At 36.2% G+C, this 25638-nt stretch carries 22 protein-coding genes, 1 pseudogene and 1 riboswitch; of the genes and pseudogenes, 12 read left to right on the plus strand and 11 right to left on the minus strand.

Annotated elements, in window-relative coordinates; all coding sequences use genetic code 11:
* Positions 1–241 precede the first annotated feature (241 nt).
* Positions 242–2281 carry a helix-turn-helix domain-containing protein gene (locus N9R04_RS08280; protein ID WP_262856287.1) on the minus strand — a complete coding sequence of 680 codons (2040 nt, stop codon included), beginning with the start codon at positions 2279–2281 and terminating at the stop codon, positions 242–244.
* A 407-nt stretch (positions 2282–2688) separates the two neighbouring features.
* Between N9R04_RS08280 and N9R04_RS08285 the strand changes: the two genes are divergently transcribed.
* Positions 2689–3633: an LPXTG cell wall anchor domain-containing protein gene (locus N9R04_RS08285; RefSeq protein WP_262856288.1), complete on the plus strand. Its 945-nt coding sequence runs from the start codon at positions 2689–2691 to the stop codon at positions 3631–3633.
* 391 nt (positions 3634–4024) lie between these two features.
* Here the strand turns inward: N9R04_RS08285 and N9R04_RS08290 are convergent, their stop codons facing one another.
* The 5 genes from N9R04_RS08290 to N9R04_RS08310 all read right to left on the minus strand — a co-directional run bounded on the left by N9R04_RS08290 (position 4025) and on the right by N9R04_RS08310 (position 7479).
* Positions 4025–4162 (minus strand): hypothetical protein, encoded by a 138-nt coding sequence (locus N9R04_RS08290; protein ID WP_262856289.1) that lies wholly within the window; start codon positions 4160–4162, stop codon positions 4025–4027.
* 14 nt (positions 4163–4176) lie between these two features.
* Complete coding sequence (locus N9R04_RS08295; RefSeq protein ID WP_262856290.1) at positions 4177–4566, minus strand: UCP033725 family protein; 390 nt, start codon at positions 4564–4566, stop codon at positions 4177–4179.
* A 9-nt stretch (positions 4567–4575) separates the two neighbouring features.
* The gene (locus N9R04_RS08300) at positions 4576–5274 is read right to left on the minus strand and encodes an HAD family hydrolase (RefSeq protein ID WP_262856383.1); all 699 of its coding nucleotides are present in this window, start codon (positions 5272–5274) and stop codon (positions 4576–4578) included.
* 125 nt (positions 5275–5399) lie between these two features.
* The gene (gene lepB / locus N9R04_RS08305; RefSeq protein WP_262856291.1) at positions 5400–5981 is read right to left on the minus strand and encodes a signal peptidase I; all 582 of its coding nucleotides are present in this window, start codon (positions 5979–5981) and stop codon (positions 5400–5402) included.
* Positions 5982–6399: 418 nt separating this feature from the next.
* Complete coding sequence (locus N9R04_RS08310) at positions 6400–7479, minus strand: branched-chain amino acid aminotransferase (protein ID WP_262856292.1); 1080 nt, start codon at positions 7477–7479, stop codon at positions 6400–6402.
* A gap of 187 nt (positions 7480–7666) precedes the next feature.
* Between N9R04_RS08310 and N9R04_RS08315 the strand changes: the two genes are divergently transcribed.
* The 4 genes and pseudogenes from N9R04_RS08315 to N9R04_RS08330 all read left to right on the plus strand — a co-directional run.
* Complete coding sequence (locus N9R04_RS08315; RefSeq protein WP_262856293.1) at positions 7667–7825, plus strand: hypothetical protein; 159 nt, start codon at positions 7667–7669, stop codon at positions 7823–7825.
* Positions 7826–9302: 1477 nt separating this feature from the next.
* The gene (locus N9R04_RS08320; protein ID WP_262856294.1) at positions 9303–9659 is read left to right on the plus strand and encodes a hypothetical protein; all 357 of its coding nucleotides are present in this window, start codon (positions 9303–9305) and stop codon (positions 9657–9659) included.
* A gap of 104 nt (positions 9660–9763) precedes the next feature.
* Positions 9764–9925, plus strand: a complete 162-nt coding sequence (locus tag N9R04_RS08325; protein ID WP_262856295.1) for a hypothetical protein — start codon at positions 9764–9766, stop codon at positions 9923–9925.
* Positions 9926–11349: 1424 nt separating this feature from the next.
* Positions 11350–12018: pseudogene (locus N9R04_RS08330) on the plus strand (replication initiation protein); the annotation flags it as partial.
* A gap of 283 nt (positions 12019–12301) precedes the next feature.
* Here N9R04_RS08330 and N9R04_RS08335 read toward each other — a convergent pair.
* From N9R04_RS08335 to N9R04_RS08345, 3 genes are all read right to left on the minus strand, one after another.
* Positions 12302–13258, minus strand: a complete 957-nt coding sequence (locus N9R04_RS08335; protein WP_262856296.1) for an NAD-dependent epimerase/dehydratase family protein — start codon at positions 13256–13258, stop codon at positions 12302–12304.
* Positions 13259–14002: 744 nt separating this feature from the next.
* A complete protein-coding gene (locus N9R04_RS08340) occupies positions 14003–14134 on the minus strand; it encodes a beta-class phenol-soluble modulin (RefSeq protein WP_262856297.1) in 132 nt (43 codons plus the stop codon).
* Positions 14135–14278: 144 nt separating this feature from the next.
* The gene (locus tag N9R04_RS08345; RefSeq protein WP_262856298.1) at positions 14279–14410 is read right to left on the minus strand and encodes a beta-class phenol-soluble modulin; all 132 of its coding nucleotides are present in this window, start codon (positions 14408–14410) and stop codon (positions 14279–14281) included.
* Between the two features lie 460 nt (positions 14411–14870).
* Between N9R04_RS08345 and N9R04_RS08350 the strand changes: the two genes are divergently transcribed.
* On the plus strand, positions 14871–15029 hold the full coding sequence (locus N9R04_RS08350; RefSeq protein ID WP_262856299.1) for a hypothetical protein: 159 nt from the start codon (positions 14871–14873) through the stop codon (positions 15027–15029).
* A 333-nt stretch (positions 15030–15362) separates the two neighbouring features.
* Here N9R04_RS08350 and N9R04_RS08355 read toward each other — a convergent pair whose 3' ends face one another.
* Positions 15363–15956 (minus strand): histidine phosphatase family protein, encoded by a 594-nt coding sequence (locus N9R04_RS08355; RefSeq protein ID WP_262856300.1) that lies wholly within the window; start codon positions 15954–15956, stop codon positions 15363–15365.
* A 217-nt stretch (positions 15957–16173) separates the two neighbouring features.
* Here N9R04_RS08355 and N9R04_RS08360 point away from each other — a divergent pair, with 217 nt between their 5' ends.
* From N9R04_RS08360 to thiC, 5 genes are all read left to right on the plus strand, one after another.
* Positions 16174–17115 carry an agmatinase family protein gene (locus N9R04_RS08360; RefSeq protein WP_262856301.1) on the plus strand — a complete coding sequence of 314 codons (942 nt, stop codon included), beginning with the start codon at positions 16174–16176 and terminating at the stop codon, positions 17113–17115.
* A 59-nt stretch (positions 17116–17174) separates the two neighbouring features.
* Positions 17175–18398 carry an Nramp family divalent metal transporter gene (locus tag N9R04_RS08365; RefSeq protein WP_262856302.1) on the plus strand — a complete coding sequence of 408 codons (1224 nt, stop codon included), beginning with the start codon at positions 17175–17177 and terminating at the stop codon, positions 18396–18398.
* 400 nt (positions 18399–18798) lie between these two features.
* Positions 18799–18993 (plus strand): hypothetical protein, encoded by a 195-nt coding sequence (locus N9R04_RS08370; protein ID WP_262856303.1) that lies wholly within the window; start codon positions 18799–18801, stop codon positions 18991–18993.
* Positions 18994–19016: 23 nt separating this feature from the next.
* Positions 19017–19214 (plus strand): DUF6440 family protein, encoded by a 198-nt coding sequence (locus tag N9R04_RS08375; protein WP_262856304.1) that lies wholly within the window; start codon positions 19017–19019, stop codon positions 19212–19214.
* A 369-nt stretch (positions 19215–19583) separates the two neighbouring features.
* A riboswitch (TPP riboswitch) is annotated at positions 19584–19686 on the plus strand.
* A gap of 433 nt (positions 19687–20119) precedes the next feature.
* Complete coding sequence (gene thiC / locus N9R04_RS08380) at positions 20120–21856, plus strand: phosphomethylpyrimidine synthase ThiC (RefSeq protein ID WP_262856305.1); 1737 nt, start codon at positions 20120–20122, stop codon at positions 21854–21856.
* 352 nt (positions 21857–22208) lie between these two features.
* On the opposite strand, the gene N9R04_RS08385 is transcribed toward thiC, so the two are convergent.
* On the minus strand, positions 22209–23273 hold the full coding sequence (locus N9R04_RS08385) for an aldo/keto reductase (protein WP_262856306.1): 1065 nt from the start codon (positions 23271–23273) through the stop codon (positions 22209–22211).
* A gap of 375 nt (positions 23274–23648) precedes the next feature.
* Here N9R04_RS08385 and N9R04_RS08390 point away from each other — a divergent pair, with 375 nt between their 5' ends.
* A complete protein-coding gene (locus tag N9R04_RS08390; protein WP_262856308.1) occupies positions 23649–25451 on the plus strand; it encodes an acyltransferase family protein in 1803 nt (600 codons plus the stop codon).
* Positions 25452–25638: the final 187 nt, after the last annotated feature.

The following is a 25638-nucleotide window of genomic DNA, read 5'->3' on the forward strand; positions in this document are numbered from 1 at the left end:
CGGCAGATTATAAGGTAGAACGACATGGGAGAGGGACAAAAATCTAATTTGAATAAAAAGATTTCTGTCGCGCTCCCATGTCCCGGTTCAACTCAAATCCTCAACACTTTTCTCTCGCTCTCTGTTCTGCTTTCAACAAAAAATAAAACTCTCAGACGCTTATAATTAAAAAGTATGGTCTGAAAGTTTTAAAATTGACATAGATAATTTGTGAAAAGGTAACGGCACCCTTCCTAACCTGTTAACTACCAACCCATGAGTGATAAATCGTACATAGTGTTATCATATTAGGCTTTAAAGTGACAAAATACGGACGATTTAAAAATTCATGTGCATCTATAGTAAGTGTTGACTGAGTGTAAGTGTTAACTTTGTATTTCAACGACGGTGATAAACACTCAGGTGACTTTACATTTTGAGTAGCTACCCCCTCTAGACCAGTTAGAGGATTCATATCTACAGTTTCAAGTGAAATGGTCTGTGTCCCTGCAGTAGCTAAATCATCTAACTGAATAGTGAAGTGCGTGCTCGCTAACGACTCCGATAATCTAGGAGATGTGTAATTATAAAGCAAGATAAGGTAACCATATGCTTTCTTGGCAACTATGTAGTTCTCACCATATTGAATGGGTGCCTGCACAAACAAACCTAACATCTCATGCAGATGTGCAAACGGTAGCTTGATATCATATTGATTAATCAGAGCCAACCCCGTAGTTACTTGAGATGAGAAATGAATACTTACACCACTTAAGTAATCATTCAACTCAACCCACATATTGAGATAAGTACGATAATCTAAAGTTGCACTTTGTTCTATAATCCCTGAATCTAGCACGATGAGCTTTCCTTGAGCTTTAATAGCCTTTAAAAAGTCGTTAAGGCGTTCTTTTTCTTTTGAACAAAGACGGCAACTGTCTTCGTCTTGTGGCATTGCTAGAGAGAAGTTAAAAAGATAATAATCTGTTTCTATCTCCTCATATTCAGAAGAATTAAGATAACCCACATATTGAGAAGTTATATCCACTGCATATTTCACACGCACTCCATTTATCCTCTGTGGCAATACTTTAAAATCTTTCGGTAGTATATTACCTTCGCCATTTATAATAATTAATAAATTAGCATTTTCCCACTGAGTATATGAATACCCTCGTATCTCATACATTTGAAATTCTTTTATCCAGTTGTCTAGCCTTAAATACTCCTCTACACTTCTAATATTTATAGCTAGTGGTACTTGTTTTTTCAAACACTCTATCACACTATTTTGAACATCCTCACTATCAATTAGAGGTTCCTTAATATGAACATAAGTAAACCTAGGTTGCTCAGTTAAACTAACATTAAAAGATGAGGAATTATTCACTATTTTATTTAGCTGACGGAAGGTTTCAACACTTATAATTTGAAAAAAGTTTAAACCCTCTGATTGAAATTCAGTATCCTTTATAGACACAGTAGTTTCTACATAACAATTTACAACTCCAAAGTGGAGATCACGCAATCTACATATATCGTGAATCCCATCTAATATAGGTAAGTGCGCATATGTATGAACATTCTGCAAGTACTGTTTAGGTGTTGTACGTAAGAAACGTTTGAAATGACCGATATATTTCGAAGCACTCGTATACCCCCACTGACGAGCGATTTCCTCGACCGTTCTCTCTCTAGATAGAAGATCTGTCATGGTATGCGCTACTCTTAATGAACATAAGTAATCATTAAACGTCATATTTAATCTTTTAGTAAATAAATTTGATACATAGGATCGTGAAATATAATACTTCTGTGCTAAATCATTTAAAGTTATCTTTTGCTTAAGCTGAGCAAAGATATAACTTGTTATCTCATTGAATAAATCCTGCTTAGGAGTTGAACTATTTTTAGCTTGAGTATGGAAGTTCCTGAGTATCTTAAATATTAAAGTATCAATTTCTTGGTCATCAGGTCTTTCATTTATCAATTGCTTAAAGAGAGCTATTAAATCCCTTTTCACTTCTAGTTGATAATTAAGATTCACATCGAACTTAATAGAATTGTGATATTGACTATGTTTGAGAATGCAATCCCTTGGAAAAGAAAATATCAATACTTCTCGACTATGAATTCTATACAACTCGGTTTCATTAATAATATGTACCACTCTATCTTTAAATATTTGATCTTCTATTTGAACCTCAACTTGACCTTCTTTAGCAAAAGCGACAATAATACCATTATAGCAACGACTAGGCCGTGTCATACCTTCAGGTAAATAGCAAACGTGTGGCTTCATGATGTTTCTTATGAATCCCCTTTATATCAGTAGTTTCTTAGTATTTTATATTATGCACAAGACTATAGGAAGACTATCTTTATATTTATTAAAAATATAGCGAGTGACGTATATAGCGTGTTCGTTTTATTATCATTTTTTAGAAACTACAGAGCTAACTCCTCAAGAGATTCAAAAACAGACCCTCTTTGCCAAAAAATAATAAGTATTTTTGACATAATGACTATTTTTCTTAAATCTGTTACTGCAAGAAGAGGAAAAATTAACAATTTAGACATTTTAAAAAATGAAACGTGTATAAAATACCTTAAAAACGGTGCTAAGATTAATAATATACAGTAACTCGTAGGGTCAAATATTGTAGCAGTTTGAAGCGGACACTAAAATTGATTGAGGGGAAGTTAAATATGAAAAAAGAAAATTCTTTTAAAAGAAAAGATAGTTTCGATATGCATAAGTTTAATGTAGGGGCGAGCACTGCCTTATTATCAACACTACTCTACTTCGGAGTAAGTCACTCAGCTGAAGCAGCAGAAAATGATAGAGTGACAGTAGATATTGAGAACGATGATCCAAACACTGTAGTTATAGATGATAATAGCCCTACTTACACAAAAGCACCTAACCCAAATGATGCAGTCGATTTAAGTAAAAACCTACCACCTGAAACTGAGCATGAAGTGATTATCGATTCACCAGAAGAGGATCAAAGCGAACCAACTAATAATGATCAAAACGTAGATTCTAATCAAGAAAATCCAGGTAACGACGATCAAAGCGTGGATTCTGATCAAGAAAATCCAGGTAATGGCGATCAATCTGACGATTTAGATGCTGGTGTGAACGAACCTTACCTTAGTGCAGACCCAAACGATTTAGCAACAATAGATAATGTGAACGACGGTCAGTCTGGCGATCTAGATGCTGGGGTAAACGAACCTTACTTCGGTACAGATCTTAAAGATTCAGCATCAGCGAGCAATATAAATAACAATAGCCAAACTAATAACACTGACGTTGGAATATCAGAAAAACCAGGTGTCCCTTCCTCAGCAGATTCTAATGATGGGGTAAGCAGCAGCTCTAACAACTCTAACCCTTTAACTTATTCAAACGAGCAAGAAGTCATGAAACAAGATAGTACCTCTCATGCGATGAATAGTGCTCAAGATAATAATAATTTTGCAAACAGTCCATCTAAAGATAAAGCGGTACAAAGTAAAAATGAGAGTAATACAGAACAACAACTACCATCTACAGGTATGGATAACACACTTCCTATAAGTGCATCTACAGCGATGTTAATTGGCGGTTTAGCGTTACTTGTGCGTAGACGCCAAAGCAATCAATAGTGTAATAAATTTGTTCTAAATATTGAGGTTGAGACATAAATCCCAGAAAAAATAGCACTCAGATGATTTAATTCATTTCATCTGAGTGTTTCTTCTTGGGAGTGGGACAAAAATCTAATTTGAATAAAAAGATTTCGTCGTCCCGCCCCGGCAAGGATGACTAGAATTGAAAAAAGCTTGATACAAGCGCATTTTCAAATCAGTCATCTACTGCCAAGATGCTGCAAGAGGGAGCGGGACAGAAATCTAATTTGAACAAAAAGATTTCGTAGTCCCGCCCCGGCAAAGATGACTAGAATTGAAAAAAGCTTGATACAAGCGCATTTTCAAATCAGTCATCTACTGCCGAGATGTTGAATAGGCTGGTATTTATGTCCCAGCCTCTTTCTCTCTAGTCAAAGACCAATATGGCCCAGTTTCTCTTTGTTGGGGCCCCACCCCAACTTGCAGTGCTTGCAGAAACTGGTTTACCAGTTTCTTTGTGTTGGGGCCCCTGCTCAAATCCTAAACGCTTTTGCCCCAACCTCATCTTACTCGCAACTTTCAATCAATATCTTTACGATAAATAATCTTGTCTATTTCATCCTCATCTACCTTTTTACTATAATAATCTTCTCCATTTGATTCTAAGCCGAAAGCTTCAGCTTTATCTTGATTATCTGTACCAATATAGTTACTACCTTCCACGTCTTGGAATAGATCGAACACTGCGCCACCGTAACGCGCTTCTTGAGACAAGACGTAAATACGATCTACTTCATTTTTTGCAACTTTTTTATAATAAAGCGTATGGGTTGTATGCTTGGTAGTTTGTGCTTCAAAACCTAATGACTCTGCTTCAGCATCTTCCGTAACTAAGACATATTCATTTCCCGTTTCATCGACTACTTTAAAGGCTACATTCTGATAATCAGCATAGCGTCCATCAATCATTCGAGCACCTCATTTAACTTCATCTAATATTGTGAGTATTTCATTGGCGTCATTAGCTATATAGTTTGCTTGGTCAAAGTCTTCTTTCTCTCCAACCCCGGTTAATACTGCTAAACTATAGCCAAGTTTGGCATTTATCGCTGTTAGAATATCATTAGGTGTATCGCCTACCATCATTACCTCATAAGGTTCTACATCAAATTGATCAAATAACGGTTTCAACACATCAGGATTAGGTTTTTCGACAGCATGAGCCTCAGTAGGTATGACCACATCGAAGAATTGTGTTGTTTCTGTAGCCTTTAAGAATTGATCTAAACCTTTTTTAGTATCACTTGTGACGATACCGAGTTTATAGCCTCGAGATTTTAATGTTTTAAGAGTACTATAGACGCCTTCCACCCGTTTATTATCTGGCACGCGTTGGTCAATTAAAGCTTGACTACGCTCCTGAGCCCATTGACTTACATTTTTATTCGTTAAATTATTAAATGCGTTTATGATATCTTGTAGTGATCCCGAAGCCATCACTGTACCAGGCTGAATCTTACCTTCAATTATACCTAATGCTCTATAAGCCTCATTAATATCATTAATGTCATGGCGATATTCAGTTATGAAATCATCAACAAGTTGCATGCCTATTCTGTTCCAACTCTCATCAAAGTATATTAAAGTACCGTCTTTATCGAAGAGAATCCACTTGATCAATGTTGCAACACCTCTACCTCTCTTTAACATTCTTCTTATATTCAATAATACCTTCGCGGTTATTAAAAAGAGAGCAAGGTATCACTCAATATATTAACTGACTTGACTGATAAATCGCTCTCTTAATTCACTTTATCAAAACTGTGAGCATATGTTTTAAACTTCATCTTACTAATAGGAGCGTAGCGCATAAATACTTTACCGACTAAGCGATCTTCATTAACTAAACCTAAATCTCGACGATTATCATTACTAATATCACGGTTATCTCCTAGGACGAGATACTTCCCTCTAGGTACATGGTGCTTGCCTCTTGAATGGCGCATATTAGAAACGTCAGTATCTTCTGTCAGGTACTTCCTCAGAGTGACCTTTTTATTATATTTCAAGTACGGCTCCGATACTTTTTTCCCATTAATAAATAATTGATCTCTTTTGTAGCGAACTGTATCCCCAGGTTTGCCTATTAGACGCTTGATAAAGTCATGTTCATGATCCGCATGAAATACCACTATATCCCCTCGTTTAACTGTACCTACGTACTTTGAGAATTCATTAATTAGTAATTTATCCTCGTTTTTTAAAGTAGGATACATTGAATTACCGTTGACGTCATATTTAGTTACTACAAATTGGCTTAAGAGAATTGCTAGAGTTATACCAATAATAATAGCTATGACCCATTCTATTATAGACTTACGCACTTCTATCTCTCCTAGAGTAGTCTTCAGTAGTATAATATATCACTTTCCACCCGAAGTACGAAATAAAAGCTAGAAAAAGGGAGCGGGACAGAAATCTAATTTGAATAAAAAGATTTCGTAGTCCCGCCCCGGCAAGGATGACTAGAATTGAAAAAAGCTTGATACAAGCGCATTTTCAAATCAGTCATCTACTGCCGAGATGTTGAAAGAGGGAGCGGGACAGAAATCTAATTTGAATAAAAAGATTTCGTAGTCCCGCCCCGGCAAAGATGACTAGAATTGAAAAAAGCTTAATACAAGCGCGTTTTCAAATCAGTCATTCCGAGATGTTGAAGAGGCTGAGACATTACATTATGTCCCAGCCTCTTTTTCTCTCTAGTCAAAGACCTTTATGTCCCAGCCTCTATGCTATTACAACTTATTGATAGTTAGGAACTACAACTCTCCAACCATTCGGATCTTCTAATTCACCGCTCTGAATACCTACGTAGTTATCGTAAAGTTTTTGTGTAATTTCACCTGTTTCGAAGTTGTTAATTGTGATTTCACGATCTTCGTACTTCAACTTACCTACTGGAGAAATCACTGCTGCAGTACCTGAACCGAATACTTCTTCTAATTCGTCGTTGTCATATAAATCAAAGAGCTCTTCAATGCCAACGTGACGTTCTTCAACTTCATAACCTAGTTTAGAAGCAAGTTCGATAATAGACTTTCTCGTAATACCTGGTAAGATACTGCCATCTAATTTAGGAGTTACTAATTTACCATTAATAACAAAGAAAATGTTCATACTTCCTACTTCTTCAACATATTTACGTTCGACACCATCTAACCAGAGAACTTGATCATAACCATCTTTGTTTGCTTCCGATTGAGCAAGTAGACTTGCAGCATAGTTACCAGCTGTCTTAGCAAAGCCAGTACCGCCACGCACAGCACGTACATATTCATCTTCCACATAGATCTTAGTTGGACTTAATGAACCACCGCCGTAATAAGAGCCTGATGGTGATAACAAGATCAATAATTTATAATTATTAGATGCGTGCACGCCAAGTGTCCCCTCAGTTGCAAAGACTACTGGACGAATATATAACGATTGCCCTTCGCCTTCAGGTACCCAATCACGTTCAACATCTACTAACTGTTTTAATCCTTCTAATAATTCTTCTTCATCTATTTTAGGCATATTAATACGTTCTAAAGAGTTATTAATTCGTTTAAAGTTTTGATCAGGTCTAAACAATACAACGTCGTCACCATGTTTGTATGCTTTTAATCCTTCAAACACAGATTGACCGTAATGAATACCTTGAGCTGCCGGAGAAATTTCGATTGGTCCATAAGGTACAATCTTCAAATCATGCCAACCTTTATCTTTATCATAATCGTAACTTAGCATATAGTCTGTGAAGTGTTTACCAAATCCTAGATTTTGTGGATCTGGTTTTTCTTTAAGTTGATCGCGTTTCACAATTTCAATTCTATCTGACATGATGATTTCCTCCTAATATTAATTTATCACTATAAATAATTATATCAATCGCGCTCAGGGCGTTCAATAATTATCTAAAAATTTCAAACAACTCCGAAGGGTTTGGGACAACAGCGTTTAGGATTTGGGCAGGGGCCCCAACACAGAGAAACTGATAATTCAGTTTCTACAAGCACTGCGAGTTGGGGTGGGGCCCCAACACAGAGAAACTGGTAAACCAGTTTCAACAAGCACAGCGAGTTGGGGCGGCCCTATAAAAGCGAAGCCGGGGGCTGGGACAGGGAGCGGGACAGAAATCTTTTTATTCAAATTAGATTTCTGTCCCGCTCCCCTGATTTTTAACTAGTTTAAGGCTTTTTTATAAAATTAAGGAAACCAAAATAAAAAAAGTTTCCAAAAATAGGTTTAAACCTTCAAAAATGGGTTAGATAATAGTATAAACAATTTGGAGGTGAACTAAATGTTACATCGTTTCTTAACTATCTTTGGTCAATTCTTCTATGACAAAATTGAATATTACGGCCAAGATAAACCATACGAAAAATAAGCATTACCTAATGCGAAATGGAAATAAATAATGGAGGTGTACTACATATGTTAGAAGATATTTATGAAGCATTTATCGGCTTTCTAAAAAGAATTGGACTTTAATTAAAAAGCCCAATGAAAAAAAGAATCTAACGAATGAAAACTGTACGCTTCGTGAAATTTCATTCGCCTAGAATGTAGCCGCTAGCTGTCATCTAGCGGTTACAACTATTGAATTGTATTCTAACACATAACTCCAACTTTATGTACTTTTTCACTATATTTGTTCTATTAATAGTGCGTCATAAGGAGGAGTTATGATATGTTAAAGTTATAGTGGTATCCACTATCATTCCCAAAAACTTATAGGGAGGCTGTCCCTTCTTATTGTGGTTTTCTTAGGTGACAGTCTTCCCTGTTTATTAATGAAGCTATAATTGTAAAGTTATGAGTGCTTTTATAGCTTACATTTAAACCCAACATTCAATTTGTAACGCTTATCTTATGAATACGTTTAAACTGTGTATAAAGATAAATTAATAAAGGAACCATCCCTTAGACGCTTACAATAATGATATGGTTCTTCATTAGTAGTTTAAACGTTTATCGCAAATAGTAAACATATAAATAGAAGTTCCTCAATAATAAGGGAGCAGGACAGAAATCTAATTTGAATAAAAAGATTTCGTAGTCCCGCTCCCTTATTTTCTACCTTTTAACAGAACGTGCTCCCTAGAATATTTAATTTTTATCTATTTCTATATTAAGTTACCAAACAAACCATATTCTCTTTAATATGTTATCGGAGGTTTAATTAAGCGAAGTGGCTGGATTTATTGCAAGTTATATACCTCAAGCTAAAACAGTTACAAACATAACTGCGCTTTGGGACAACTCTTCACTAAATGAAATATCTATAGTTTTTAATTTAATAAGTGATTATCTTAATTTATTATTAAATCATCAAACTAAAAAGGAGTTTTCTCATTGGCAATGTTTCGCGAAACGCTCTTATGGGTCGTACTTTTAGTTTTCAATTTAATAAATACGATTCTGTTATTACTAAACCAAGATCAATTATTTAACATTCCCCTTTGGAGTACTTGGGTTTTATGGGCAATTGTTACAATAGTTATTATTGCCTTAATTATTTTTAGAAAATTAATGCAAAACAAATATTCTTCTTTAAATAACAGTTTAAAATCATCAATTAGCTTAAATGAACATGAATATTTTTTCAGAGACCTTTATATACTGTAGATAAACAAACCATTCCTATATATGGTGGACATAATATGACATATAACACAGTATTTTTTAATAATTTTCATAAATTAATAAGTATTTTCGGTTTCCAACCAATTTATAGTATATATTTAAATTCTGAAGATATTAATGTTAAGGTAATACCTAATAAAATATTAACACTAAGACCCAAATACAATGTTTACATGAATGACAAACAAATAGGTACGTTTGAAATGAAAAAATTTTTTGATAGCGAAGGGAAACAACAACTTCCATATCAGTTGAATTATGGTTCAGAACAATTAATACTTAAAAATCCTTACCTTAGTAAAAAAACAACAATTTTGAATAATCGTAATGAAGAATTATTAGTTGCTGAAAGAGGGAGCGGGACAGAAATCTAATTTGAATAAAAAGATTTCGTAGTCCCGCCCCGGCAAGGATGACTAGAATTGAAAAAAGCTTGATACAAGCGCATTTTCAAATCAGTCATCTACTGCCTGCCAAGATGCTGAAACAGCCTGAGACATTATATTATGTCCCAGCCTCTACAAATCAACGAGGTGAGCAACATCACTTAAAGTTAAGTCATAAAAATATAGAAAAAGAGATATTAATAGCTATATATATACAAGCTATAATAAACAAACAAACGCAAACAAATTCTTAAAGATATTTGATATGATAAAATTATGGTTAAGCATTTTATACGACAAGAACTACCTATCACCTCTGCATCTTTTAGATAGACATTGAGCCCCTAATACATTAAATGCCCTAGACCTTCCAATGACCACATCATCGCAGCTAAAACATGCCGATTGATGCAACAGTGAAGATTCCACACAAATTATTATGTTCCAATACATAACTAAATAGTCTGCTAAGCTACAATTAAAAACAAAAATATAAAATATTTTTTTGAAAATGTGACCTATTAAGTCTTATTATATAGTATAATAAAAGGGAGCGGGACAGAAATCTAATTTGAATGAAAAGATTTCGTCGTCCCGCCCCGGCAAGGATGGCTAGAATTGAAAAAAGCTTGATACAAGCGCATTTTCAAATCAGCCATCTACTGCCAAGATGCTGAAAGAGGGAGCGGGACAGAAATCTAATTTGAACAAAAAGATTTCGTCGTCCCGCCCCGGCAAGGATGGCTAGAATTGAAAAAAGCTTGATACAAGCGCGTTTTCAAATCAGCCATCTACTGCCGAGATGTTGAAGAGGCTAGGATTTATGTCCCAGCCCCCATTATACACTTAGAAAATCCTATTTATATGTTTACTATCGGCAATAAACGTTTAAACTATAAACGAAGAACCTTATTATTGTAAGCGTTTAATAATGGTTCAATATAGTTTAATCAACCTTTAAGTAGGTAAAGTGTATTTATAAGATAAGCGTTGCACAATGAATATTGGGTATGAATGTAAGCTATAAAACCACTCATAACTTTACAAATATAGCTTCATTAATAAGCAAGGAAGACTGTCGCCTTAAGAAAGCCACTCTACGAAGGGACAGCCTCCCTATAAGTTTTTGGGAATGATAGTGGATACTATTGCAAGTAGCCACTATGACTTTAATATATCATAACTTACCCTTATGATGCACTATTAATAAATCAAATCTAATGAAAAGTTCATAATTAGGGTCTTTAAGAATGATATATTTCAATAGTTGTAAACGCTAGATGACAGCTAGCGGGCTACATTCTAGGCGAATGAAATTTCACGAAGCGTACAGTTTTCATTCGTTAGATTCTTTTTTTCATTGGGCTTTTTAATTAAAGTCCAATTCTTTTTAGAAAGCCGATGAATGCTTCATAAGTATCTTCTAACATACGTAGTACACCTCCCTTATTTCATTTTCAGCTCATATTGGTAACGCTTATTTTTTGTAAGGTTTATTTTGGCCATAATATTCAATTTGATCGTTGAAGAATTGACCAAAGATAGTTAAGAAACGATGTAACATTATTTCACCTCCAAATTGTTTATATTATTCTCTAACACATTTTGGCAGGGTTAAACGTATTTTTAGAAACTTTTTTAATTTAAGTTTCCTTTCATTCGAGGAGGGATCGCAAATATGTCTGATGAAGCTGTTGTACACCAGAATGAAATGAACTTAGCACCTTTGCGTCAATTCACGAGCGCAGAAATTGATGTATTTTTTAGCCTTTGCAATAAGTTAAGAGAACAAGATGTTAATGAACTTACGATTCCCTTTGAGGAGCTTCGTCTTTTGAGTGAAGAGGCACGGTATTCACAGAAAAGATTTGTCCAAGATTTAAAGTTTGTATATGACAAGTTATTAGATCTCACTTATACAGAGCGTGATAATTTATCATTCAAAAAAGTGGTGTTGTTTACAGGATATAAAGTCGATGTCACGACTGAAACTTTAACAGTTCGTTTTAATCCTAATCTAAAGCACGTTCTAGACGATATTATTTCTAATTTTACTCAGTACGAGTTAAAAGTGATGACGAATCTTAAATCTGTGTACTCAAAAAATATGTATAGACTGCTCAAACAACATGCCGAGACTGGTTACTTTAAAATAACAATCAGTGATTTCAGAGAACAGTTGGATATTCCTGAAAGCTATCGGATGACACATATTAATCAAAAAGTCTTAACACCTATCATTAAAGAATTAGGTCTCATATTTACAAATTTAAATATAAATAAAGTCAAAGTTGAAAAAGGTCGTAAAATTGAGTCATTAGAGTTTACTTTTAATCCTAAGAAAAAATATCTATCAATGAACAGTCGTAATGGGGATTAAAGATAAACTCAGCTGTTATTAACAGGTTCAAATACAGCGACTATAATTGCAGGGGTTGACTATCATACTCCACTTTCATTCTAAGCAGTGACAAGCATAAATTCATTAAAATATTAGCCAGCACTTCGTCCCGCTTGCCTAAGACAGGAAGCCTAAGTGCTGGCATTTATCGTTGTATTGATTTGTGAAGAATATGTTATTGAACATCTTACAGAAATTTAAATACGTCTATTGTAACGCGCCAAAACGGTTACTTTACTCCCTCTTTATTCTCAATAGCCTCTAACATCGTTTTCGTCATTTTATCTAAATCATATTGAGGATCGAAGCCCCACTCTGCACGTGCACAACTCACGTCGATATTATCAGGCCAAGTGTCTGCAATGCTTTGTCTGTCAGGGTCTACATCGTAGCTCAGTTTGAAATCTGGATAGTATTCTTGAATGGCATTCTTAACCATTTCTGGTTCAATACTCATACCGCTTAAGTTATAAGCATTGCGATGTATTAATTTACCTCCGTCTGCTTCCATCAATTTAATGATTGCGTCTATAGCATCGTCCATAAACATCATATCCATGTATGTACCTTTATCGATGAAGCTTTTATATTCACCTTTTCTTACCGCTTCAAAGTATATTTCAACAGCATAGTCTGTCGTACCGCCGCCTGGTTCTTTGACGTATGAAATAAGACCCGGGAATCTCACACTACGTGTATCAACACCAAATTTCTCAAAATAGTATTGGCAAAGTAACTCACCAGCAACTTTATTGACGCCGTACATCGTTGATGGCCGTTGAATAGTAACTTGAGGCGTATTTACTTTAGGTGTTGAAGAACCAAACGCCCCTATAGAGCTAGGAGTAAAGAATTGTAAATTATATTCTCGCGCCGCTTCTAAGGCGTTCATTAAACCACCCATGTTAAGCTCCCATGCAAACATCGGTCTCTTCTCAGCAACGGCTGACAATAAAGCAGCCATATGCATGATCGTATCAGCACCAAATTCTTCTACAGTTTTAAACATTTTATCTTTATCGGTAACATCCAAAACTTGGAAAGGTCCTTGAGCTACCTCTGAATCTGCTTCCGGCTCATTTATGTCAGTGGCAAGCACATTTTCTGTCCCATATAATTGACGACATTTAACTACAAGTTCTGTACCTATTTGTCCCAATGCACCAGTAATAATAATTTTTTTCATTCTATCTCTCCCCTTGTATACAATAGTCGATGTTGTGTATTCTCAGTGTGTACAAAAGTTTTATTATTATGTTTATTATAGTATAAAAACGCTTTCTTGTATACATAGAACGTACAGAGTTGCGATACCATTTTATTCCCGCTTCAATATTTAGAGATGACTTTTCATATCAGTCGATGCCCATAGCATATATGTTGAACCGAGATAGAGGGGTTCTATTCTCTGGGAAAGAGGTTAACGGCTTTCCAAAAGCAAGATTTTCAACAAAATTTGGACAACAATTTTTGCTCATCGTTCAGGTGTAATCAAATCCTAAACGCTTTTGTCCCGACCTCTTCAAGTTTTACAATATGTTACTACTAGAAAGTTTTAAGAAAGGTAATTAAAGATGATAATTTCTATCTTCCCTCTATCAATTTCACGATACCGAACATCGAGGAGCACGTCTTAATAGCGTGTATACTCATGGAAATGATAACCGCTCGATCAATATTGCTCTATAATGAAACTGAAAGTTATATCTCTGTCTAAATATTAAAAAAGGGAGCGGGACAGAAATCTAAATTGAATAAAAAGATTTCGTAGTCCCGCCCCGACAAGGATGACTAGAATTGAAAAAAGCTTAATACAAGCGCGTTTCCAAATCAGTCATCTACTGCCAACATGCTGAAAGAGGCTGGGACATTACATTATGTCCCAGCCTCTTATTTATAGTTATCGAATTAGATTATTGACAGCTAAATCTTAGCCGAAGAAGCCAGAGATGAAGTCAACGCCTTTAGCTAATGCTTCAGCGATGCTTGTACCCATTGTAGCCCAGTCTTTGTCTAATCCTGCTTTTACTGCTTCTGAAATTGATTTTACGATACCTTCCATGTTTGATTCATCCTTTCGAAATAATTTATATAAAAATCGTAATTATTATTTTTAAGATATAATGCTTAGATGGTCGATATAAATGCTTAAATGTCTAAGCCTTAAACTGACCATCTTAGCAAGAGTTAGTACAATCATTTGAGATTAACCGAAGAAGCCAGAGATGAAGTCAACACCTTTAGCTAATGCTTCAGCAATGCTTGTACCCATTGTAGCCCAGTCTTTATCTAAACCAGCTTTAACTGCATCTGAGATTGATTTAATGATACCTTCCATGATTTTCACCCCTTTCTATTGCCTTCTGAACTGTTAACTACAGTGTAAATGATATTTCTACTCTGTAGTGAATGAGTGCCTAAGTGTACTTATCGAGTACCTAACTGTTACATTTAGTATAAAAGTTACACACTCGCTATTCCGAATTGTGGTCATTTTGATTACCTATTACATTATAATGTAATTTTTACCCTAATATTAGTTAGCACGCTTCTAAATTAAGCAAAATTTGTTCGATTTTTTTGAGAATATATCTTTTATATATTAATTTTCTCCTTAAATTACAGGCTTTGAAAGCACAATTAGATAAACAAATATATATAACCTTTCATATTATTTAATAAAAATAACATCACTCATTTAACGAGATGCGTTACGTATGAAGATTATCATAGACTTACTACTGCTTATATAACACTTCCTTTCAAAGGAGAGTTAATGTAAACCAGTCTCTATATTGATGAAGACTAATCTGAGCTTCAATCAAATGTTGATTCGAGAATTAAGCAAGGTCAATCGAGAATTTAATATTATCTATCTGGTATTAAAGATAAGGAAACAAGTACCACGTGCGCCACTCAACGCATCAAGAAAGAAAAAACTTCGAGACCTTTCGTAAATTTTACGAAACCCTCGAAGCTTTTTTATTCCGAAGTTATTAACGTCTCAAGAGAGGTCGGGACTGCGAAATCTTTTTGTTAAAATTAGATTTCTGTCCTGCTCCCAAATCGTGAGCGTTTCTGTCGAAAATTCTACTTTTGAGACGCCGTTAAGCGTTTTCCCAGAGCACAGAAACTTTATGTCTTAACCTCTTATCTCAACTGAATTAAGAGACCAATTATTTGTAGTTACTCGGTACAGTTACATTGAGCTGCAGTCAGCTCCACTGCTCATATTAGAGATCATTTCTGCTACCTCTATTCTAGTCTGACTCTAAGTCAAACGGTATAAGCTAGACTTTTCCAATTTCATTGTAATAAGACAAGTGATCAGTCACATTAAAGTCTTCAACGTACCAATCATTGTTCTTACTAATTATATAAGACAAACTCCCGTTAACTAGACTATTAGGTGGTATTTCATACTTACTAAGACAGAGTTGGGACAATAAAAAATTGATGACTGCGCCATGTGTAACGACTAACACATTCCCTTCAGGGTACTCTTCTTTAATATGATTTAGAGCACATATCAACCTGTCTTTCAGAGCAGTCTCATCTTCCTGGTTAGGGTATTGACGGTCTGGATAAGCAGATAGACGCTCCTTAACAGTCATACTTTCAGCTTTACCAAAGGATCGTTCTACCAGTTCTTCCATAACTCGATGCGGCGCATCAATATAGTCAGCTACTATAGAAGCTGTCTTGTAAGCCCTTTGTAGAGGACTTGAATAGATAGCGTCCCATTCTTCCTTTTGTAGAGCTTGAGCACATTCTAAAGCTTGTTCCTTACCATTTACATTTAATTCAGTATCAGTCCGTCCTTGTAGCTTTCCTAATTTGTTCCAATCCGTTTCTCCGTGCCTAACAAAGCAAATTCTTGGCAATTCACACTCCCCCTTTACTAAAAATTAAAATTAGAGTTCGATAGCTCACAATCATTTCTTATTATAACGTGTTTCATCCTATATTATATGTTTAAAGACTAACTATTTGCGTACAATAGAGCAAAATACTCACATAATTCTATTAAATAACCTTTATATTTATTTGAATAACAAAACATACGTCTATATAATAACTATCAACGAAGGAGTGGGTAATATGAAGAACAATATTTATGGTAACACGCCATGTTTCTTAAATAGTAAGAATTTATCGCAATCTAACACGCTCGATACTGATGTAATCATCTATGGTGCACCATTTGAAGGTGAAAGTACATGGGGGGATTACACAGGAGTTGAACTTGGACCGAAGCAAATACGAGTGAGTTCTGCACGGTACAGTTGTTACTTACCAGAGCTAGACCATGTTGACGTCAGTGAGCATTTATCTCTAGGCGATGTAGGTGACGTTCCTTACGTCGCACACAATAACGAAGAAAGCTACCATAATATAGAACAATTTGCCGAAAGTCTTTGGAAGACGGGTAAATTCTTAGTTGGTTTTGGAGGTGAGCATGGTGTCACTTATCCCATTTTAAAAGGTTTAACACAGACTGGTAAAAAAGTTGGCATCATTCACATGGATGCTCATTATGATAATCATCCAGATTACGAAGGGGAGAAGTATGCACGTAATACTCCATTTATGCATCTATACAACACGGATGGCATACGTAACGAAAGTATTATTCACACTGGTATTCATGGACCACGCAACAAACCAGAAACAGGTCGTTACGCACAAGAAGCTGGAGCTACAACCTTAACAATCAACGATATTAGAGAGGCTAAAGACCTTAAAGAATTAGCACGTCAAATTTATAATCAAGCAGCTAAAGATGTAGACGTCGTTTACCTGACGATTTGTAGTGATGTGTTAGATTTTGCTTTTAATCCTGGTGGACCAGTAGATTCTAATGGCTTATCCTCTTACGAATTACTCACTATGATTCACGAATTCGGGAAACTTGGATTATGCGGGATGGATTACGTTGAAGTCTACCCGATGAATGATGCGAATCAGAATTCTGCTCACTTCGTTTCTACTGCTGTACTCTATGTATTAGCTGGCCACGTTGAATATTTAAAGCACAAATAGATATAGCTGTAAAATGTCTAGTGCACAGAATTTCATAACTAGCTCAAGGGGTTGGGATAATGCTAAATAAAATAATTAATGGGGTAAAAGCGCTCGGGCCTGGAATGATTGTCACCGCTTCCTTCATCGGGCCCGGCACAGTTACGACTATGACACACAGTGGTGCGAGCTTTGGTTATAGTTTATTATGGACTGTTGTTTTTTCAGTTGTCGCCACAATAGTTCTGCAAGAAATGATAATTCGCCTTTCCCTTGTCACGCGTGAGGGCTTAGGCGAAGCAATCCAAGATCTGATGACACACAAAGTAGGCAAACTCATACTTGTTTGGTTCATGCTCATTGCTGTTACGATGGGATGTGCAGCATATATTAGTGGAGATCTGATAGGAACTTCTCTCGGAGCTTCTTATTTACTTCACTTACCTAAACAAGTGGTAGCTCCCATAGTGGGGATCATTATTTTAATTATCGGCATTGTAGGTAACTATCACTTTTTAGAAAAAATTATGCTCACGCTCATGATTGTGATGGGTTTGATCTTTATTACTACGATGCTCATCATTCAACCTGATTTGAGTGGCATTGTAAAAGGGACTCTCATTCCTACTATACCTAAAGGATCGATTCTCACAGTGATTGCACTGATAGGAACCACTGTAGTCCCTTACAATTTCTTCATCCATTCGACTGCAGTACACGAGCGATTTCATAGCATGAAAGCTCTGAAATTTGCCCGTTGGGACACCGTGATTTCAATCACTATAGGTGGAGTTATTTCTGCTTCTATATTGATTTCTGCTGCAACATTAATACGAGGACAAGAAGTTTCAAGTGTCATTCAGCTCGCAAAGCCTCTTGAACCTATATTAGGAAACGCAGCTCCTTATGTTATTAGTATCGGACTATTCGCGGCAGGTCTTTCCTCTGCTCTTGCTTCTCCTACGGGGGCGGCAGCTACGATAAGCAGTTTGCTAGGCTGGCAAGGTGGTATGTCGAGCAAGAAGTATAAGCTGGTTTTTAGCGCTATCATCATCGTTGGCATTATTTCTTCAGCTCTGGGCTTTAAGCCGTTACAAGTGGTACTGGTAGCACAAGCTTTGAACGGAACTATTCTACCTATTGTCGCTATCGTCGTCTTTATCATTGTAAATAAGCGGAGTTTCTTGGGGCAGTACGTCAATACATTGTGGTGGAACATTGTTGGCGGTGCTGTCGTTCTCATTGTTACTTTCCTCGGTCTTTATAGTTTAGTAGATTCTTTGAACTCATTATTTGGGACGTAAGTATTAACCACTACTCGACCGAGAAAGAGACGGTTATTATTAATAGATGAACAGTCTATTTAATTTATAATATGCTAATTGCTATGTAGATATTAAAAAAGAACTTGTATAGTATAATAAAACGTTTATTAGAACCAATGATATAAGTAGATGTAATGTTATAAACTTTAGTGAACACTATTGCCTTTTGCTACCATAGATGTAATTATAGCTATAAGTTAGTACGTATCGTAGTCATTACCAGGGGTACGTTATTGTTGGTTGCGGTATCGTGTTAATAGTTATCAATATAAGTATTAAATCTTTTGCTATTAACGCTGACGATAGCAGGGTTTGGGACATAAAGCTTTTGTCCCGACCTCTAGCAACCCTTCCTAATTAATTGAGAGGAGGAATTTCAATGGATCGAGACTTTATCTCACCACTAATATCTATCATAGCTTTGATTGTAGCTATCCTTATCTTTATTGTTGCTTTAGTTGGTCATCACCATTTGCTAGCATTCTTCGGTCTTGTGTTGATTATTTTACAGGCGGTTAAAATTTACTTTAACTATAAGAAAAATATTCAGAATCAAGATAACAGACGCTATTAATTTAAAGAAAGGTGGAAGTTAGTATGTTTGGCAAAAAGAATGAGAATGACCGTTTCGTAATAGAACGCGCATCTAGTGATAGGACACTCGCCACTTATATATTGACTGATAAAGTCACTGGCAATCAATATTTAGCCAATTGGATTTCGACAGGTGGAGGTCTCACTCCCCTGCTTGACGAGAACGGGAATATTAGTAAATCCGATAGATATCCTGAATAGTTATTTTAAAAAAAGCTGGAATTGGGTATGACTTTCTCACTAGAACTGAGAGGAATGACCTCACTTATCATAAAGTCACTATTCCAGCTTCTTTTTTATGAGCAAGCAAAGTTGATTTATATTTTTTATTAAGATACATGCTTTTACTTCGTGAGTATAATATACTGTGCACTTTACATATCATTATGATGTACCCCCATTTGCCTCCTGGTTACATCATGTCTTCTTATCTAAACTAAAGAGCTCGTCACCTGCCATACCTCTTACACTGTCAAAGAGGTATGCTTCAACATTACCTTCAGTATCACCCTATTCTTCTTAAAGTTGTAACTTTTCCTAGTTATTGCTATGATACAGATGTAATTTCATAAATTTTGCTAGGGGTGCTTTTAAGTGCTGAAAGAGGAAGATTCCTCAACCCTTTGAACCTGAACTAGATAATACTAGCGTAGGGAAGCAAACCAACGAACTGAACTTACTTCTCGTCTATATTTCTCTATCACTTCATCTTAACTCGAAGTTAGATGGAAGTATATACGACTTAAGTCAGCTTATCCTTTATCTGATACACGGGTTATCCTCAATCCTTGTATCAATTCGTTAACTGAGTTTATCACTTGTCAGCAGTGCGGCTGCATCATCATTCATTGCACCATCTCACTCTGCACAGCTGGCTAGAAATCTAACAAGCTATTCGCTAACGCATCTTGAATTTCAGACAGCTACAGTATAGTTACTTCACTTAAATTAAAGAATTTATGCTTGAGTTTTTTCAGTATGATAAACTCTATTGAATTATTCTTCTTTGGTTATTAAACCCTACCTCTAACTTTCTTCCAAGTTTGAGAAATCTTCTCTGTGTAATCTTCAAAGCCCTCCTAGCATTAAAACTTAAGGAGGAGCTCATGAAACAAGAAAATATCCAATTACAAAAAGAATTTCCAGCAAGCGAACGTATTTACAAACAAGGAGTGGATGATGACATTCAAGTCCCTTTCCGTAAAATTATTTTATCGGATACAGTCTTTGAAAACGAAACAAAGGAGAATCCGCCTCTTCACGTATATGACACCGCTGGTCCATATCATGAGAAAGAGTACGACGTAGATGTCATGAAAGGGATTCCAAAGACACGTGAGTCGTGGATCACTGACCGTAAAGATACAGAACAATATGAGGGTCGCCGCGTGCAATCGATCGATAACGGATTTAAGAAAGCCAATCATAAAAAACTTGAAGAACACCCTTTTAACTATCAACCAAGAAGAGCAAATCAAGGTCGTCCGGTAACTCAAATGTACTATGCAAGACAAGGTATTATAACTAAAGAAATGAAATTTATCGCTTGTCGCGAAGATGTAGAGCCTGAATTTGTACGTGAGGAAATTGCGCGTGGTCGTGCGATTATTCCTAATAATGTCAACCACCCTGAATCAGAACCTATGATCATCGGCAAGAACTTCCAAGTAAAAATCAATGCAAATATAGGTAATTCAGCAGTCTCTTCTTCAATCGAAGCAGAAATTGAAAAACTTGTTTGGGCCATTCATTGGGGCGCAGATACTATCATGGATTTATCTACGGGTAAAAATATTCATGCAACACGAGAATATCTATTGCGTAACTCTCCAGTGCCTGTTGGAACAGTGCCAATCTACCAAGCGCTTGAAAAGGTAGATGGCGTTGCTGAAGACCTTACATGGGAGGTGTATCGCGACACCCTCATTGAACAAGCCGAACAAGGTGTCGACTACTTTACAATTCATGCTGGTGTCCGTTTACAACACGTTCCAATGACTGTAGATCGATTAACAGGGATCGTTTCACGCGGTGGCTCTATCATGGCGCAGTGGTGTCTCGCACATCATGAAGAGAGTTTTCTCTACGACCACTTTGATGAGATTTGTGAAATTCTAGCAGCTTATGATATTGCAGTTTCACTCGGTGACGGGTTGCGTCCAGGTTCTATTTATGATGCAAATGATGAAAGTCAAATCGCAGAGCTAAAAACGCTTGGAGAGTTAACAGATATCGCTTGGGATTATGATGTCCAAGTAATGATCGAAGGCCCTGGACATATCCCTATGCATAAAATAAAAGAAAACCAAGATTTAGCTGATCTTTATTGTAAAGAAGCTCCTTTCTATACGCTTGGACCTTTAACGACAGATATCGCACCAGCTTACGATCATATTACCTCAGCAATCGGAGCTGCAAATATCGCCAGCCACGGTACAGCAATGCTTTGTTACGTGACGCCTAAAGAACATCTTGGACTCCCGAATAAAGATGATGTCCGTGAAGGTGTCGTTACTTATAAAATTGCAGCACATGCAGCTGACTTAGCTAAAGGTTTGAAAAATGCTGAAAAACGTGATCATGCAATTAGTAAAGCGCGTTTTGAATTCAGATGGATCGATCAATTTAATCTCTCACTAGATCCTGAGCGCGCACGTGACTATCATGACCAAACATTGCCAGCTGAAGCGGCGAAAGTAGCTCACTTCTGTAGCATGTGCGGACCTAAGTTCTGTTCTATGAAGATATCTCATAATATCAGAGAAGAACATCAAGAAAAGATGGAAGGAATGAAAGAAAAAGCTGAAGAATTTAAAGAACAAGGCAGTAAAATTTATCATTAATTTATAGCTTTGACCACACCCCTATGGGTCTGAGACATCAATTCTAAACCAATAACATATCAATCAGTTAAAAACAGCAGTAAGATGTTTTCTAAGTGAAAATGATCTTACTGCTGTTCTCTGCTTGTATAACACTACGTATTGAACAGCTTCGCTTTCCTAGCTCCCAACTCGCTGTGCTTGTTGGGAGCGGGACATAATGTAATGTCTCACCCTTTTCAACATCTTGGCAGTAGATGACTGATTTGAAAATGCGCTTGTATCAAGCTTTTTTCAATTCTAGTCATCCTTGCCGGGGCGGGACTACGAAATCTTTTTAGTCAAATTAGATTTCTGTCCCGCTCCCTCTCTGTTAGAGCCCCATACGCCCCTTAAATTCTTTGAGATATGGCTGTTCGGACGGCGACCCTAAATGCGCTGAATTCATCGCTTTATGCCAATGTGGATAGATAGGCTCGGGCTGTGTTAATTCAGTAATTTGTTGCTGCTCATCTTGAGTAAGCTGTAATTGATAAGAGGCAATATTATCGATCAGTTGTTCTTTATTTCTAGCTGCTAACACTATGGAATCTACATTTGGTCGTTCCCTTAACCAAGCTAACGTCACTTGAGGCACTGAAACGTTATGATGATTGGCTATTTCTTGTAAAGTATCTACCAAGTCATATAACAATTTGTAATCTTTAATATAGGGTTCAGGCCACCCATCACCTTGGCGTGTTCCAGGTTCACCACTGTTATTTCGAGTTACTTTTCCAGTTAAAAGCCCTTCCCCTAGCGGAGACCAAATACTATTACCTACACCTAAATCTTTGGCAGCAGGTAGTAATTCATATTCCGCTTCTCTTGATTCTGGTGTATAATATATTTGTTGCGCTACAGGTGGAGCTAAGCCATTTTCTTTCGCTGTAGTTACCGTCTTAGCTAGCCCCCAACTGCTATAGTTTGAAACACCCCAATATCGAATCTTACCTTTTTGAATTAAATCATTCATAGTTTGAATCGTTTCTTCTACTGGCACATTGCCATCCCATAAATGCATATAATATAAATCGATGTAATCTGTGCCTAAACGTTTAAGCGAATCATCAATCGATTTCTCAATGTTGAGGCGTTTGCCACCTTGTAGGTTAGGGTTGTCTGATAATGGAAAGCCAGTCTTAGAACTAATGATCATATCTTCACGATGATCACGAATCGTTTTACCTAGAGCGCGCTCTGCATTCCCTTCAGCGTATAAATTAGCCGTATCAAATTGATTGATACCTTGATCTAAAGCATAGTCGATCATGTAATTCAGTTCTTTTTTAGCTATCCCACCTGCATTCTCAAAGCCATTAGTACCAGAGAAAGGCACTGAACCTAAGGCATATTGAGAGACATTTAATCCAGAATGACCCAATTGCTTATGTTCCAATTTCGAAACCTCCTTAAAAATAGACTATCTTCAGTTCGATACTTAAATTCCCTTAATATCTTAATATTAATCTTCTAAAGTCCTCTCCTCTTGTGCTAGGGTTATAAAATTCTCAAATTCACTTCTTTGAAGCTAACAAATCCTTCAAGACATAGTATAATAATTAGATATAATCGTATATCGATGAGCTTTTTGGATAGTAAGCAAGATTCAAGTATAGTAACTGTTAAACTCAGAAAGCCACACCTTAATTAACAATGTAAAACTTTTATTAAAATTGTTTATTTTACACATGAAAATGTTATAGTAATTACTGCATGTCATTAAATTGTAATCTCATTGTAAATAAAATATAAAATAGGGAATGATGAATAAATGGAAAAAGGGGATAGAAAACGAGCTCAAGTGCATCATCATCGATACCTGCCGGGTCTAGATGGGTTTCGCGGGTTTGCTGTCTTAGCTATTATCATCTTTCATCTCAATGAGAAATGGCTAACAGGCGGATTCCTAGGCGTAGATACATTTTTTGTCATCTCGGGGTATCTCATTACGTCGTTATTACTTTCAGAACATCAACTAACTGGTTCGATTAATTTATTCGATTTCTGGAAACGTCGTATTAAACGTTTGATACCAGCTGTTCTATTTCTACTCGCAATTGTACTTACCTATACTATCGTATTTGAGCCTAGATTCATATTAAAGATTAAAGGAGATATAATAGCTGCCTTCTTTTATGTTTCTAATTGGTGGTATATCTTTAAGAACGTAGATTATTTCGATCAATTTAGCATACAACCATTGAAACATTTATGGTCACTAGCTATTGAGGAGCAATTCTATCTGCTATATCCCGTAGCTTTACTCATATTGTTAAATAACGTTCGCAAAAAGACGATAGCTTATATAATGATAGGGATTTCTTTACTTTCACTCATACTAATGACAATACTTACACACTTTGGTAGTGGCGACTCACGTGTCTACTTTGGGACAGATACGCGTTTACAAACTTTGTTATTAGGAGGTTTGCTTGCTTTTCTATGGCCTCCATTTAAATTGAAGACACATATACCGTTACAACTTAAATTTATTATAGATGCGGTTGGAACAGTCAGCCTTGTATTTCTTGGATTTATCATGTTCTACATTGATTTTGAAGATACTTGGTTATACTACGGTGGTTTTTATGCTATATCGTTGCTAACTATTCTTATTATCGCGAGTGTTGTTCATCCTACTGGACTATTTGCTAAGCTCATGGGCAATCCAATTTTTGTATATATAGGAAAGCGTTCTTATAGTCTTTATTTATGGCATTATCCTGTCATTTCGTATGTACATACTCATTTTGTACAAGGCCAAATTCCTTTCTATGTGTATATTATTGATATTGTGCTCATGTTGCTACTCACTGAAGTATCTTATCACCTAGTAGAACGACCTATTCGTAAACAAGGAATAAAAGCATTTTCAATCTCACCTTGGGTTCATAAAAGCTTCAGTCGTCTCGCCCTAGCTATCGTCTTGCTCATCCCGTCTGTATTGCTTTTTACCGGCGAATTTGATGCGCGTGGTAAAGCCCACGAAGAAAACAAACAAACAGCTTTTCACCCTAAGAAAAAGACATCTTCACAGCCCAATAAGAACCAAGCTAAACAAAATAATGACAAGAACAATACCTCTAATAAAGACGAAATTAAAGACTTATCACCACTTCTCATTGGTGATTCCATCATGGTAGATATTGGGAAAGAAGTTCAAAATCAAATACCTAACGCGGAAGTTGATGGTAAAGTCGGGCGCCAACTTTCAGACGTGCCGAGCCTTGCGAGCAACAATTATCAAAGCTATAACGCTGATAACAAACAAGTAGTCTTAGAACTAGGTACTAACGGGGATTTTACTAAAGCACAACTTGAGGAATTACTACAGCAATTTAATAAAGCAGATATTTATCTCGTCACAACACGTGTTCCTAAGGATTATCAAGACCATATTAATCAGTTAATGAAACAAGCAAGCAAGGATCACAAAAATGTACATCTCGTAGATTGGAATAAGATTTCACAGGGTCATAGTGATTACTTTGCATATGATGGTATCCATCTTGAATATAAAGGCGTGAAAAGACTCACTAAAGCAATTCAAGACGAACTGCTAAAAAATGAGTAACTTACTATTGGGAGCGGGACAGAAATCTAATTTGAATAAAAAGATTTCGTAGTCCCGCCCCGGCAAGGATGACTAGAAAAAAGCTTGATACAAGCGTATTTTCAAATCAGTCATCTACTGCCAAGAGGCTGAGCCATTACATTATGTCCCGCTCCCTAATTGATGCAGCACGTATACTATAAACTGC

The organism is Staphylococcus marylandisciuri (assembly GCF_025519785.1).
In the GTDB taxonomy this organism is placed as follows: Bacteria; Bacillota; Bacilli; order Staphylococcales; family Staphylococcaceae; genus Staphylococcus; species Staphylococcus marylandisciuri.